Annotated in this window: 15 protein-coding genes; 10 read left to right on the top strand and 5 right to left on the bottom strand. The window is 60.6% G+C overall.

Annotated features, from left to right (window positions below; all coding sequences use genetic code 11):
- Nucleotides 1-210 precede the first annotated feature (210 nt).
- Nucleotides 211-1,560 carry a signal recognition particle protein gene (ffh, locus tag QQK16_RS14590; protein WP_284197204.1) on the bottom strand — a complete coding sequence of 450 codons (1,350 nt, stop codon included), beginning with the start codon at nucleotides 1,558-1,560 and terminating at the stop codon, nucleotides 211-213.
- A gap of 261 nt (nucleotides 1,561-1,821) precedes the next feature.
- On the opposite strand from ffh, the gene QQK16_RS14585 reads away from it, so the two are divergent.
- The 9 genes from QQK16_RS14585 (at nucleotide 1,822) to QQK16_RS14545 (ending at nucleotide 10,098) form a co-directional block, all read left to right on the top strand.
- A complete protein-coding gene (locus QQK16_RS14585; protein ID WP_284197203.1) occupies nucleotides 1,822-2,640 on the top strand; it encodes a cytochrome C assembly family protein in 819 nt (272 codons plus the stop codon).
- 193 nt (nucleotides 2,641-2,833) lie between these two features.
- The gene (pilB, locus tag QQK16_RS14580) at nucleotides 2,834-4,546 is read left to right on the top strand and encodes a type IV-A pilus assembly ATPase PilB (protein ID WP_284197202.1); all 1,713 of its coding nucleotides are present in this window, start codon (nucleotides 2,834-2,836) and stop codon (nucleotides 4,544-4,546) included.
- A gap of 25 nt (nucleotides 4,547-4,571) precedes the next feature.
- Nucleotides 4,572-5,795 (top strand): type II secretion system F family protein, encoded by a 1,224-nt coding sequence (locus tag QQK16_RS14575; RefSeq protein ID WP_284197201.1) that lies wholly within the window; start codon nucleotides 4,572-4,574, stop codon nucleotides 5,793-5,795.
- Nucleotides 5,796-5,799: 4 nt separating this feature from the next.
- Nucleotides 5,800-6,669, top strand: a complete 870-nt coding sequence (locus tag QQK16_RS14570) for a prepilin peptidase (RefSeq protein ID WP_284197200.1) — start codon at nucleotides 5,800-5,802, stop codon at nucleotides 6,667-6,669.
- Nucleotides 6,670-6,700: 31 nt separating this feature from the next.
- Nucleotides 6,701-7,315, top strand: coding sequence for a dephospho-CoA kinase (coaE, locus tag QQK16_RS14565; RefSeq protein ID WP_308447052.1), 615 nt, complete (start codon nucleotides 6,701-6,703; stop codon nucleotides 7,313-7,315).
- A gap of 70 nt (nucleotides 7,316-7,385) precedes the next feature.
- Nucleotides 7,386-8,144, top strand: a complete 759-nt coding sequence (zapD, locus tag QQK16_RS14560; RefSeq protein ID WP_284197198.1) for a cell division protein ZapD — start codon at nucleotides 7,386-7,388, stop codon at nucleotides 8,142-8,144.
- A gap of 3 nt (nucleotides 8,145-8,147) precedes the next feature.
- Nucleotides 8,148-8,339 (top strand): DNA gyrase inhibitor YacG, encoded by a 192-nt coding sequence (locus QQK16_RS14555; protein ID WP_284197197.1) that lies wholly within the window; start codon nucleotides 8,148-8,150, stop codon nucleotides 8,337-8,339.
- A gap of 107 nt (nucleotides 8,340-8,446) precedes the next feature.
- Entirely contained in the window at nucleotides 8,447-9,202 is a 756-nt protein-coding gene (locus QQK16_RS14550; RefSeq protein WP_284197196.1) for a GNAT family N-acetyltransferase, read from the top strand.
- A gap of 77 nt (nucleotides 9,203-9,279) precedes the next feature.
- Nucleotides 9,280-10,098, top strand: coding sequence for a lysophospholipid acyltransferase family protein (locus QQK16_RS14545; protein ID WP_284197195.1), 819 nt, complete (start codon nucleotides 9,280-9,282; stop codon nucleotides 10,096-10,098).
- On the opposite strand, the gene QQK16_RS14540 is transcribed toward QQK16_RS14545, so the two are convergent.
- The gene (locus tag QQK16_RS14540; protein ID WP_284197194.1) at nucleotides 10,082-10,906 is read right to left on the bottom strand and encodes a symmetrical bis(5'-nucleosyl)-tetraphosphatase; all 825 of its coding nucleotides are present in this window, start codon (nucleotides 10,904-10,906) and stop codon (nucleotides 10,082-10,084) included. The two genes, QQK16_RS14545 and QQK16_RS14540, sit on opposite strands and share 17 nt — an antisense overlap.
- A 105-nt stretch (nucleotides 10,907-11,011) precedes the next feature.
- On the opposite strand from QQK16_RS14540, the gene QQK16_RS14535 reads away from it, so the two are divergent.
- Nucleotides 11,012-11,914 (top strand): HDOD domain-containing protein, encoded by a 903-nt coding sequence (locus QQK16_RS14535; RefSeq protein ID WP_284197193.1) that lies wholly within the window; start codon nucleotides 11,012-11,014, stop codon nucleotides 11,912-11,914.
- A gap of 81 nt (nucleotides 11,915-11,995) precedes the next feature.
- Here the strand turns inward: QQK16_RS14535 and rplQ are convergent, their stop codons facing one another.
- The 3 genes from rplQ to rpsD are packed head-to-tail and all read right to left on the bottom strand — an operon-like array spanning nucleotide 11,996 to nucleotide 14,072.
- Nucleotides 11,996-12,385 carry a 50S ribosomal protein L17 gene (gene rplQ, locus QQK16_RS14530; protein ID WP_284197192.1) on the bottom strand — a complete coding sequence of 130 codons (390 nt, stop codon included), beginning with the start codon at nucleotides 12,383-12,385 and terminating at the stop codon, nucleotides 11,996-11,998.
- A 30-nt stretch (nucleotides 12,386-12,415) separates the two neighbouring features.
- Entirely contained in the window at nucleotides 12,416-13,399 is a 984-nt protein-coding gene (locus tag QQK16_RS14525; RefSeq protein ID WP_284197191.1) for a DNA-directed RNA polymerase subunit alpha, read from the bottom strand.
- 52 nt (nucleotides 13,400-13,451) lie between these two features.
- Nucleotides 13,452-14,072, bottom strand: coding sequence for a 30S ribosomal protein S4 (gene rpsD / locus QQK16_RS14520; protein WP_284197190.1), 621 nt, complete (start codon nucleotides 14,070-14,072; stop codon nucleotides 13,452-13,454).
- Nucleotides 14,073-14,081 lie beyond the last annotated feature (9 nt).

Here is a 14,081-nt window from a genome sequence, read left to right as displayed (position 1 = left end):
GCCGGGCATTCTACAACCACCCGGCACAAAGCAGCAAGAAGATCTTGCAACTCAAGTAATTAGACCTTATCGGCAAACCACACTGGCGGCCGCCAGGCGGGGCGTACAGCCAGCGCACCCGCGTTGCACAACGACAAGGCGGCAAGCCTTGAACAGGCGCCCAGAGTCTATTCACGATCTTTTCCCCGGGGAAAAATCGTGAAAAGGCTCTTACATGCCGGGGAGCATGCCCTTCATGCCCTTCATCAGCTTGAACATATTCTTGCCGGAGAACTGCTTCATCATCTTCTGCATGTCCTCGAACTGCTTGAGCAGGCGATTGACTTCCTGCACGCTGACCCCGGCGCCGGCAGCGATACGGCGCTTGCGGCTGGCCTTGAGCAACTCGGGCTTGCGCCGCTCCAGCGGCGTCATCGAGCGTATGATGCCCTCCACCCGGCGCATGGCTTTTTCAGCCTCCGGCCCCTGCATGGCCTGGCTCATCTGGCCCATGCCCGGCAATTTGTCGAGCAGGCCGGACATGCCACCCATTTTCTTCATCTGCTGTATCTGCGCCAGGAAATCCTCAAGGTCAAACCCCTTGCCGGACTTCATCTTCTTGGCGAGTTTCTCAGCCTCTTCCACATCGACCGTCTGCTGCACCTGCTCAATCAGGCTGAGCACATCGCCCATGCCCAGGATGCGCGAAGCCATGCGCTCGGGGTGGAAGGGCTCCAACCCACCCACCTTCTCGCCCACCCCGATGAACTTGATCGGCTTGCCGGTCACATGCCGCACTGACAGCGCCGCACCACCACGGGCATCGCCATCGAGCTTGGTCAGCACCACGCCGGTCAGCGGCAAGGCCTCACCAAAGGCCCGCGCCGTATTCACCGCATCCTGCCCCTGCATGGCATCCACCACAAACAGCGTCTCTATCGGGTTGAGCAGCGCATGCAACTGCTTGATCTCGGCCATCATGGCCTCGTCTATTGCCAGGCGGCCCGCAGTATCAACAATCAGGACATCAAAGAAATGCCGCTTGGCATGATCCAGCGCAGCACGGGCGATATCGGCCGGCGCCTGCTTGGGGTCGGAAGGAAACCACTCCACCCCCACCTGGCCTGCCAACAGCTTGAGCTGCTCGATGGCGGCAGGCCGATACACGTCGGCCGAGACCACCAGCACCTTCTTCTTGGAATCTTCCTTCAGGCGCTTGGCCAGCTTGCCGGTGGTCGTGGTCTTGCCCGCCCCCTGCAAGCCCGCCATCAGCACGATGGCCGGCGGCACAGCAGCCAGGTTGAGGCTGTCGTTGTGGTCGCCCATCAGCTTCTTCAGCTCATCGTGCACCACACCGATCACCGCCTGGCCCGGCGTCAGGCTGCCCATCACCTCCTGCCCCAGGGCACGCTCTTTCACCTGCGCCACGAAGGTTTTCACCACAGGCAAGGCGACATCGGCCTCTAGCAGGGCCATGCGCACCTCGCGCATGGCGTCCGAGATATTGTCCTCCGTCAACCGGGCGTGACCGCGCAGAGTTTTGACGACAGTGGAAAGACGGCTTTGCAGGTTGTCAAACATGGGAGCAATTCTCAATCGGCACCCAGCGGTGCTCTGTTAGACTTGAGCAGCCTCTCGACACGAGGCCGAAGACTGGTTCGGAAACTGTTTACCGCTATCTTGCCCGCCAGCAGCAGGGCCGCAAACACGGCATCCGCAGCCGCATGGGGTAGCTGCCGCAGCGCACTAGCGATGCCGGCAAGCGCGTAGACAGATTCCCAAAGGCTGTTTAAACCCGGCAGTTTACCTGACTTGCCGCAACCCGACTTGCCAACACGCCCCATGACTCAGCACCTCACCCTGCTCCCCCTGTTGGTATGGCTAGGCTACCTCGCGCTGGCCTGCTGGCTGTGGGCATCACGCCGGCAACCCTTCCAGGCCCCGCCAGCCACCCGCCTCAAGCTGGAACACAGCCTGCTGGGCCTGCTGCTGCTACTGCACGCCCCCCTGGCCTTCACCCCCCTGATCGGCCTTGCCCCCCACTTCGGCGCGCGCGAAGCCCTGGGCATGCTGACCTGGATAGCGGTACTGATCTACTGGACAGCAGCCTTCCTGATCAAGCTGGAAGGCCTGCAGGTCATCTTGCTGCCCGTGGCAACCGTCAGCCTGGGCGCCAGCCTGCTGATGCCTGCCGGCCACCCGACACCATGGCTGTCCGCCCCCCTGATGCAGGCTCATTTCGCCATTGCCATGCTGGCCTATGGTTTTTTCGCCGTAGCGGCGGGACTGGCGGTCCTGATGCGCCTGGCCGATCGCCAGCTGCACCAACCAGGCCGCGGCCTGCTCAGCCAGCTACCACCCTTGCTGGCACTTGAACGACTACTATTCTCCACCCTGGCGCTGGGCTTTGTGCTGCTGACCGCCACCCTGGTCACCGGCACGGTCTTCTCCGAGGCGCTGTTCCACAAAGCGGTTACTTTCAATCACAAAACCCTGTTCTCGCTGGCAGCATGGCTGGTATTCGCCGCCCTGCTCTGGGGCAGGCAGACGCGCGGCTGGCGCGGCCGCATTGCCGTGAACTGGACACTGACGGGCTTCACCCTGCTGCTGTTGGCCTATATTGGTAGTCGGTTCGTACTGGATGCGCTGCTGCAACACTGATCGCCGCAGCCAAGCGGCAGCGCCATCCGGCAATTATGCAAGGCGAAATTTATGCCTACGCCATAAAAAACCCATCAAAGCCAGACGGCGCAAGGGTTTTCGGCTTTACATACGAACTTGACAAAGGCATTATTTATGCCAGCCTTCTAAATACGGCGCAGTTCGCGTCACCTTCCGCAAGGACGCATTACCTATGGCGCAATCCCCATCCACCCTCTCTGGCATCGCCCGCGCGCTGGTTCAGCAAGGCCGCTTACAGGAAGCCGATGCGGATGCCATCCAGGCACAGGCACAGGCCAGCCAGACCAGCTTTGTGCAGGCCCTGGTTGCCAGCAAGAAACTCAGCGGCCTGCAGGTGGCCGAGTTCGCAGCCCAGACCTTCGGCTACCCCATGCTGGACCTGGCCCAACTCGACCCGGCCTATATCCCGCCCGGCGCGCTGGATCGCAAACTGATGCAGACCCGCCGCATCGCCCCGCTGTACAAGCGCGGCACCAAGCTGTTCGTGGCCATCTCCGATCCGACCTACCTGCAGGCACTGGAAGATGCCAAGTTCCAGAGCGGCGCCGTCATCGAACCCATCATTGTCGAAGACCCCAAGCTGGGACAATTGATCGATAAGCTGGTCGAGGCCAGTGGCGCCAACCTCAAGGACATGGTGAACGACCAGGACGACCTGGACCTCAACGTGCCCGAGGAGAGCCAGGTAGAAGCCGACACCGGCACCAACGAAGTTGATGACGCCCCGGTGGTGAAATACATCCAGAAGCTGTTACTGGATGCCATCAATAGCGGCGCCTCCGATATCCACTTCGAGCCCTACGAGAAATTCTACCGCGTACGCTACCGCATCGACGGCGTGCTGCGCGAAGTGGCCCAGCCTCCGCTGGCCATCAAGGAGAAAATCTCCTCCCGTATCAAGGTGATCTCCAAGCTCGACATCTCGGAAAAGCGCATCCCGCAAGATGGTCGGATGAAGCTGGTGCTATCGAAGACGCGCGCCATCGACTTCCGGGTCTCCACCTTGCCCACGCTGTTCGGTGAGAAGATCTGTATGCGGATTCTCGACCCCAGCTCCGCCACGCTAGGTATCGACGCACTGGGTTACGAGCCTGATCAAAAAGCAGCCTTGCTGGACGCTGTCCATCGCCCCTACGGCATGGTATTGGTAACCGGCCCCACCGGCTCCGGCAAGACGGTGTCGCTCTATACTTGCCTCAATATCCTGAATGAACCTGGCATCAATATTTCGACCGCCGAAGACCCGGCCGAAATCAACCTGCCCGGCATCAACCAGGTCAACGTCAACGACAAGGCCGGCCTGACATTCGCGGCCGCACTCAAATCCTTCCTGCGGCAGGATCCCGACATCATCATGGTCGGTGAAATCCGTGACCTGGAGACCGCCGACATCTCGATCAAGGCCGCCCAGACCGGTCACATGGTGTTCTCCACCCTGCACACCAACGATGCGCCTGCCACCCTCTCACGTATGCTGAACATGGGCATCGCCCCGTTCAACATCGCCTCGTCGGTCATCCTGATCACCGGCCAGCGGCTGGCACGGCGCCTATGCTCTGCCTGCAAGAAACCGGTGGACATACCACACGACGTGCTGTTGCGCGCCGGCTACACCGAGGACGACCTGGACGGCAGTTGGCAGCCCTATGGGCCTGTTGGTTGTGATATCTGCAAGGGCACGGGCTACAAGGGCCGGGTGGGCATCTATCAGGTCATGCCCATCTCCGAAGAAATGCAACGCATCATCATGCGCCAGGGTAACTCTATAGACATCGCAGACCAGGCCAAGCGCGAGGGTATTCGCGACTTGCGCCAATCCGGCTTGCTCAAGGTCAAGCAAGGCATGACCTCGCTGACCGAAGTAGAAGCCGTCACCAACGAATAAGGCTGTTAAGCCAAGGAGTAACCGCATGGCGGTCGATAAGAAAAACCAGGTCAAGGAACAAACCTTTTCCTGGGAAGGCAAAGACAAGACGGGTAAAACCATCAAGGGTGAAATGCGCGCCGGTGGCGATGCCGTGGTGCGTGCCAGTCTGCGCCGCCAGGGCGTTACCGTGCTCAAGATCAAGAAGCAATCCCGATCCATGGGCAAGCGCATCACCGAGAAGGACATCACCTTCTTCACCCGCCAGATGGCGGTCATGATGAAGTCCGGCGTACCGCTGCTGCAAGCCTTCGACATCGTCGCCAAGGGTCACGCCAACCCCAGCGTGACCCGCCTGCTGACCGAGATCAAGAACGACGTGGAAACCGGTGCTAGCCTCACCCAGGCCTTCCGCAAGCACCCGCTCTACTTCGACCAGTTGTTCTGCAACCTGATACAGGCGGGCGAGCAGGCCGGTATTCTCGATAATTTGCTGGATAGACTAGCAACCTACAAGGAAAAGATCCTGGCCATCAAGGGCAAGATCAAGTCCGCACTGTTCTACCCCATCTCGATTGTTGTTGCAGCATTTATTGTGATCTCGGTGATCATGATTTTCGTGATCCCCGCCTTCAAAGACCTGTTCTCTGGCTTTGGCGCCGAACTGCCTGGCCCCACCCAGTTAGTGATTACCATCTCGGAGATCTTCCTCGGTTACTGGTGGGCCATATTCGGCAGCATAGGCGGCGCCATCTATGGCGTCATCCAGCTCAAGAAACGTTCACGTAAGTTCCAGCATGCCATAGACAAGTTGTCGTTACGCATCCCGGTGCTGGGCGAAGTCATGCGCAAGGCCACCATCGCCCGCTGGACACGCACCATGTCCACCATGTTTGCCGCCGGTGTGCCGCTGGTTGAAGCACTGGACTCCGTCGGCGGCGCCGCCGGCAATATCATTTATGCCGATGCCACCAAACGCATCCAGACCGAAGTCAGCACCGGTACCAGCCTGACTGTCGCCATGCAGAACAGCGAAGTCTTCCCCCCTATGGTGATGCAGATGGTTGCCATCGGCGAAGAATCCGGCGCACTGGACGCCATGCTGGGCAAGATCGCCGACTTCTTCGAACAGGAAGTGGACGAGGCCGTCGATGCGCTGACCAGCCTGATGGAACCCATGATCATGATGGTACTGGGCCCCATCATCGGCGGCATCATCATTGCCATGTACCTGCCCATCTTCAAGATGGGTGCCGCCGTCGGCGGCTGATGCAATGACGCTACTCAACCTCGCCAGCATTGAGCCGGCGTTCTTCATAGTTTTCTCGCTATGCTTGGGCCTGATCGTAGGCAGCTTTCTGAACGTGGTTATCCATCGCTTGCCCAAGATGATGGAGAGCGAATTCCGTCACGAATGCGCGGTCATCGATCTGCCCGAAGATGCCGAAGAGCCAGCCAGGCCACGCTACAACCTGGCGGTACCGCGCTCAGCCTGCCCAGGCTGTGGCGCCCTCATCACCGCCCGCGACAATATCCCCGTGCTCTCCTGGCTATGGCTGCGCGGACGCTGCCGTCACTGCCAGACAGCCATCAGTCCGCGCTATCCGCTGGTGGAACTGACGACCGGCCTGCTCACTGCCGCCATGGCCTGGCACTTTGGCCCCTCCCTGCTGGCGGTGGGTGCGATTCTTCTGGTGTGGTTCCTGGTAGCCTTGTTCTGCATTGATGCCGATACCTATCTGCTGCCCGATAGCCTGACCCTGCCCCTGCTCTGGCTGGGCCTGCTGTTCAACCTGAACGGCATCTTCGTTCCCTTGCAGGATGCCGTCGTTGGTGCCATGGCTGGCTATCTGCTGCTCTGGCTGGTCTACTGGGCCTTCAAGCTGGTCACCGGCAAGGACGGCATGGGATATGGCGATTTCAAGCTGCTGGCTGCCCTGGGCGCCTGGATGGGCTGGCAGTGCCTGCCTGTCATCATCCTCATGTCGTCGGTAGCCGGTGCAATCATAGGCATCAGCCTGACCCTGCTGGCGCGGCGAGGCTGGGGCAAACCCCTGCCTTTTGGACCCTACCTGGCCATAGCCGGCCTCGCCACCCTGTTCTGGGGTCCGCAACTACAAAGACTAATCTGGGGCGCCTACTGATGCCTCGTCCGCCGGAGTGCCTCTCTTGCGCGTGATAGGCCTGACCGGCGGCATTGGCTCGGGCAAATCCGCCGTCGCCCAGGCTTTCCAGGCGCTGGGCGTGCCCCTGGTCGATACCGACGAGATCGCCCATCGCCTAAGCCAGCCCGGGCAGGCAGGTGCCGCCTGCGTAGCGCAGCTGTTCGGATCAGATTACCTGACGCCAGATGGCGCCATCGACCGCCCCAGGCTAAGACACGCCATCTTCAGCAATCCCCAGGCTAAGGCCAACCTGGAAGCCACCTTCCACCCCCTGATACGCCAGACCGCACTGGCCGATCTGGCCAGCCTGCCCACCACCACGCCCTATTGCCTGCTGGCCGTGCCCCTGCTGTTCGAGACGGGCGCCTACGCCAGTACGATCTCGCGCGCCCTGGTGGTCGATGTCCCCGAGGCGATGCAGATATCTCGCGTGATGCAGCGCAGCCAGCTCAGCGAGACCGAGGTCAGGGCCATCATGGCCGGCCAGATGAGCCGCAGCGAACGTTTGGCTCGAGCCGACGACGTGATCACCAACGACGGCGACCTCGCGCAACTCGCGGATAAAGTTAAGGTTTTACATAAGAAATATCTGCAAGCACCTGAATCGGAACCCGATTCAGCTTAATCGTTTGTAAAAATGGGGCGAATCTTGCACAATCGAGCGCTAATACAGGCCTAACCATTCCACGCCCAACGTGATCAGCTACGAATTCCCCGTCAACGAACGTATCCGCACCTTGCTGCGGCTGGAGGATTTGTACGACCGTGCCGCCTTCTTTGCCGGTCGCGATCACCCCCTGGAGCATCACGCCTCCCTGCTGTGCCTGTTCGAAATCATGGAAGTGGCCGGCCGCGCCGATCTGAAATCAGATCTGCTGCAGGAACTGGACCGCCAGCGCCAGACACTGGAAGGACTGCGCGACAATCCGCAGATTTCCGAAGAGGCGCTGGATATGGTACTGGCCGATATCGAGCACACCCATGGCCGCCTGCTGGAGCCCACCGGCAAGTTCGCCCAGCACCTGCGTGAGAATGAGTGGCTGATGGCCATCAAGCAGCGCTCCGGCATTCCCGGCGGCGTTTGCGAGTTCGACCTGCCCTCCTACCACTTCTGGCAACAAAAACCGGTAGAAGAACGCCGGCACGAACTGGGGGGCTGGCTAGGCCCCATGCTGCCCATCAAGGACGGCATAGACATCGTGCTGCGGATATTACGCAACAGCGCCAAGGTAGTACCCCTGGTGGCCCGCAATGGTGCCTTCCAGCAGATGTCGGGCGGCAAGCTGGTGCAGCTACTCAAGGTAACACTGGCCTCCGACATTCCCTACGTCCCCGAACTCTCGGCCAACAAGTACGCCATCAATGTGCGTTTCGTTACGCCTGCCGCCGGCTCCGACCGCCCCAGGCAGTGCGATCACGATATCGATTTCGTCCTGGCTTTCTGCAACCTCTGATCCATGTCCCAACGTCAAGTCCCCTGCCCGTGTTGCGGCAAGCTCAGCCCATGGTCAACCGATAATCCCTGGCGTCCTTTTTGCAGCGAACGCTGCAAGCAGATAGACCTTGGCCTATGGGCTGCCGAACAGTACCGGGTTGCAGGCAGTCCGGTCGATCCGCTGGCAGACGACGGTAGCGACCACCGCGCCTAGGCGTCGTTACACCGGTAAGAAATCCTTCATTCCACGGTCACCTGACCGTCATCGCAGCACTCTAAGTTTGTTCCTGAGACCACGAACAGACCTGGAGCCCCAGCGCCATGCTGCATATCGAACTGCAACCCACCACCCCGGTCCGGCCCAAGCTCAGCGTCAGCTTGGCCAGCAGCGACAGCGACGTACGCGCAGCGCAGGCCTTGCGCTACAAGGTGTTTGGCGAAGAGATGGGCGCTCGGCTCAACAGCCGCCATAGCGGCCTGGATGTAGACCTGTTCGACCCCTGGTGCGAACACCTGCTGGTACGGGACGAAGCCAGCAACGAAGTCGTCGGCACCTATCGCATCCTGCCGCCCCACCAAGCCAAGGCACTAGGCAGCTACTACTCCGAAACCGAGTTCGACCTGACCCGCTTCCAGCACATCCGCAACAGCATGGTCGAAGTGGGGCGCTCCTGCGTACATCCTGACTACCGCACCGGCGCCACCATCACCCTGCTCTGGGCCGGTCTGGCCGACTACATGAGCCGCCACGGCTACGAATACCTGGTCGGCTGCGCCAGCATCAGCATGGCGGACGGCGGACATGCCGCCGCCAGCATCTACCGGGAGCTGAGCAAGAAATCCATGTCGCCGGTAGAGTGGCGCGCCCATCCACGCTGCCCACTGCCCCTGGATGCACTCGATGATGCCGTGCCGGCCGAGATCCCGCCGCTGATCAAGGGCTATATGCGCGTGGGGGCCTATATCTGCGGCCTGCCGGCATGGGATCCGGACTTCAACACCGCCGACCTGCTGATCCTGCTTCCCATGAGCCGGATGAATAACCGTTACGCCCGCCACTTCATCGCCACCGAATGACCGGGGTGCTGGCCGGTATCAGCGCACGGTTTGCTGACAAGCCGCTGCTCGCGACATTACACTCGCGGCTTGTCACCATGAAAACACCGCGACTACTACGCGCGTGGCGTTCCGCCCGCCTCTTCCTGCATCTGCTGCTTGGCCTGACCGAGGTTGCCCTGCTGTTCAAGCGCAGGGATGCCGCCAGCCGGGCGCGCGCCATCGCGCGCTGGTCTCGGCGCCTGTGCCAGATACTGGGCATCGAGGTGGAAGCACGCGGCGACCACCCTGAGCTGGTGCCTACCAATACCGTGCTGGTGGCCAACCACGTGTCCTGGCTGGATATCTTTGTCATGAATGCGGTCTGCCCATCGCGCTTCGTGGCCAAATCCGAGGTCCGCCGCTGGCCCCTGATAGGCTGGCTATGCCATCGGACCGGCACCCTGTTCGTGGCCCGCGAACGCCGCCATGACACCGTGCGGGTCAATCGCCAGATTGCCCATGCGCTCAGCAGCGGCGATTGCATTGCTGTCTTCCCCGAAGGCAGTACCACCCATGGGCTGGATGTCGCCAGCTTCAATGCCTCGCTGCTGCAGCCCGCAATAGAAGCTGGCGCCCAGCTGCAGCCCATCGCCCTGCGCTACTACGACCAGCACGGCCTGCGCAGCACGGCTGCCGCCTATGTGGGGGAAATGAGCCTGATTGAATCCATGGGCCTGTTGCTGGCTGAACCGCGCATGCGCGTCACCCTCGATTACCTGCCCGCCCTAGCCGCCCAGGAATATGGCCGGCGAGAGCTGGCGCAGCTGGCGCAGCAACGCATCGCCGAACGGGTGCGTAGCGATATCGAGCTGGCCGTCGCAGCACCTGAGGCCTCGCAACCGGCAAACGGGGACGACATCAGCCCCAGTCGCTAGAGCGCGCTTGCCGTGATGGCACCTGAAACACCTGCCTATCCTCCAGCCGCACACCAGCCAGGCTGCCGCCCCAGACGCAGCCGGTATCCAGCGCGATGACATCAGGCCTCAGCATCAAGCCCAGGGCCGACCAATGGCCGCTGACTATACAGACATCCTGCTGCTGCCTATCCGGCGCATCAAACCAGGCATGCAGATAGGCCGGCGCATTGTCCAGCTCTCCCTTGAAATCCAGGTCCAAGGCCCCTGTGTCCGTCAGCAGGCGCATGCGGGTGCAGACATTCACCACCAGGCGCAGCCTGTCTATGCCGACCAGCCCCTCATGCCACCGACTCGGTTGATTGCCATACATCTGCCCCAGGAATTCCTTATACCCCGCGGAGGCCAGCACCGCCTCGACCTCCGCCGACAGCGCCACCGCCTGTTGCGCCGTCCAGTCGGGCAGCAAGCCCGCATGAACAAACAGAAAGCCACCGCATCGCCGCACCAGCGGCTGACAACGCAGCCAGTCCAACAGCAAGGGTGCGTCAGGCGCCGCCAACACCTCGGCCAGGGTATCCCTACCTTTCTGCCTCGCCAGACCCGCCTGCACCGCCAGCAGGTGCAAATCATGATTGCCAAGCACGATATCGACACAGTCCCGGTGCTGATACACCCAACGCAACACCGCCAGTGAGTCTGGCCCACGATTGACGAGATCGCCCACCAGGAACAGTCGATCCCTATCCGGCTGAAACGCCATCTCGGCCAACAAGTCCAGAAACTCCTGATAACAACCCTGCAGGTCGCCTATTGCATAGCTGGCCATGGTGAACTCGATAAGGGTAAGCCGCCGATTATAGTGATATCGGCAGCTTGCGTGCTGGGCTGGCTATCGCTGGCACTGAGCACTAGACTCATGCGAGGAGGACAGATGATAGAGCACCCATTAGCCAGTATTGATGCCTGGACACGCTTCTTCGAAGCCAGCACCTTCCCCATACTCGCCCGCAGCAAGGCAGAGCTGGTCAAGCTGGTGGAGAAAGGCGAGGATGCCACGGTGCTGGATCTGGCCGCTGTCGCACATCACGACGCCCTGCTGGCACTCAAGATACTGCGATATCTGCAGCGTCACCGCTCCGCCCAGCAACTGACCGACGTCACCACCGTAGAACGGGTCATCCTGATGGTGGGAGTCGACCCCCTGCTGCGCGCCTTTGTCGAATGCGACACGGTCGAGCATATGCTACAGGGGCACCCACAGGGTCTGAAGCAGGTCCTGCGGGTGCTGCAGCGGGCCTTCCATGCCGCCATTAGTGCCGAACTCTGGGCCGGTCACCGGCACGATATCGACGGCGGCGAGGTGGGTACCGCCGCCTTGCTGCGCGATATTGCCGAAGTACTGGTGGGCTGCTTCTCCCCCAAGCTGCTACTACGCATACGTGCCATGCAACAGCTAGACAAGCGCCTGCGCAGCCAGGTAGCACAAAAGACCGTGCTGGGCTTTCCGTTACTCGAGCTACAACTGGCACTGATCGAAGCCTGGCACCTGCCCCCGATACTAAAGATGCTGATGGATGAAGGCCACGCAGAGAACCCCAGGGTGCGTACCGTTACGACCGCAGTGGCCTATGCCCGCCATAGTGCCAATGGCTGGAACGATGAGGCGCTTCCTGACGACTACCAGGCTGTAGCCGACCTGGCCGGCATGGGTTACGACAAGGCGCAGCACCTGTGCCACGAAGCCAGCCGCAAAGCGCAGAAAAGCTGGGACTGGTTTGGCGATGATCCCGCCGAGCCGCCACCACCCATACAGATATCGGCCCACCCCAGCTAATGCTGCGGCTACGCCGAAAGCAGTACGCCAGACGTAAAAAAGCCAACCCTAAGGTTGGCTTTTCTATTGGAACACTGTGGTTTAGGCAGCTTCCACGACTTCAGCAACTTCCGGACGGTCCAGCAGTTCGACCAATGCCATAGGAGCATTGTCGCCCTGACGGAAACCGTACTTCAGGATGCGCAGGTAGCCGCCGTTACGGTTCTTGTAGCGTGGGCCCAGCACGTCGAACAGCTTCAGGGTCAGCTCACGATCGCGGGTGCGGTCGAAGGCCAGACGCAGGTTGGCGACAGTGCGCTCCTGCTTGCCCAGAGTGATCAGCGGCTCAGCCACGCGACGCAGTTCCTTTGCCTTAGGCAGCGTCGTCTTGATGACTTCGTGCTTCAGCAGTGCGTTGGCCAGGTTGCGCAGCATCGCCAGACGATGGCTCGTCGTGCGATTCAGTTTGCGGTTACTTTGACGATGACGCATGGTGTTTATCCCTTGTCTTTCCAGCCTGGATTACGGCTTTTCCAGGCCGACCGGCGGCCAGTTTTCCAGCTTCATGCCGAGCGTCAGACCCTTGGAGGCCAGCACTTCCTTGATTTCGTTCAAGGACTTGCGACCCAGGTTGGGGGTCTTCAGCAATTCGGTCTCGGTACGCTGGATCAGGTCACCGATGTAATAGATGTTTTCAGCCTTCAGGCAGTTCGCCGAACGCACGGTCAATTCCAGATCGTCAACCGGGCGGAGCAGGATCGGGTCGACCTGCGGGGCACGAGGCGCCTCAGGTTCGACTTCAGTGCTCTTCAGGTCAGCGAACACGGCCAGCTGCTCGACCAGGACGCGGGCGGCAAAACGAACCGCTTCTTCCGGATCGATGGCACCGTTCGTTTCGATCTCCATCACCAGCTTGTCGAGGTCGGTACGCTGCTCAACACGAGCGCTCTCAACCGCGTAGCTGACGCGACGTATCGGGCTGAACGACGCATCCAGCAGGATAGAGCCGATGTTACGACCCTCTTCCTTGTCCAGACGCACGACAGCCGGCTGGTAGCCGCGGCCCTTTTCAACCTTGATCTCCATGGCGAGCTTACCGCCAGCAGAGAGGTTGGCGATCACGTGATCAGGGTTGACGATCTCGACGTCGTGAGGGACTTCGATATCGCTGGCCTTAACAACGCCTTCGCCATCCTTCTTCAGGGTCAGCAGGGCTTCACCACGGCCGTGCAGCTTGAGCACCACACCCTTGAGGTTCAAGAGGATATCAACGACATCCTCCTGAACACCGTCAAGTGCCGAGTACTCATGCAACACGCCTTCGATCTTAACTTCGGTCGGCGCATAGCCGGGCATCGACGACAGCAGGATACGGCGCAACGCATTGCCGAGCGTATGGCCGTAGCCACGCTCAAACGGCTCCATCACGACACGCGCCTGGGTAGACGACGATGCCTGCACATCGATGATGCGCGGTTTCAGCAAGTCATTCGCGTTGCTTTGCATAAACAATCAATCCCTTTATCGAAACGAGCGACGATCCGTATTTACGGTTCGATTACTTCGAGTAGAACTCGACGACGAGCTGCTCGTTGATGTCGCTGGACAGGTCGCTGCGTTCTGGGGCGCTCTTGTAAACGCCTTCCATCTTCTTGCCATCGACACTAACCCAGCCGGGGAAACCGATCTGCTCAGCCAGCGCGAGCGCTTCCTGAATACGAACCTGCTTCTTCGACTTGTCGCGAACAGACACCACGTCGCCAGCCTTGACCTGGTAGGAGGCGATATTCACCACCACACCATTCACGGTGATCGACTTGTGGCTGACCAGCTGACGAGCTTCCGAGCGAGTCGAGCCGAAGCCCATGCGGTACACAACGTTGTCGAGACGCGCTTCCAGGATCTTCAACAGGTTTTCACCGGTCGAGCCCTTACGGCGGGAAGCCTCTTCAAAATAACGGCGGAACTGACGCTCAAGAACACCGTAGATACGGCGAATCTTTTGCTTCTCACGCAGTTGCACACCAAAACCTGACAGACGGGGCTGCTTAGCACCGTGTTGACCAGGCTTACTATCCAGCTTGCACTTGCTGTCCAGAGCGCGACGTGCGCTCTTCAGGAACAGATCTGTGCCTTCGCGGCGCGAAAGTTTACATTTCGGTCCGATATAACGTGCCATCTCGGGTCT

It is taken from the genome of Chitinimonas prasina (assembly GCF_030160395.1).
GTDB lineage: Bacteria > Pseudomonadota > Gammaproteobacteria > Burkholderiales > Chitinimonadaceae > Chitinimonas > Chitinimonas prasina.
Note: the sequence above shows the minus strand (reverse complement) of the source record. Positions and strands in the feature narration are given on the sequence as shown.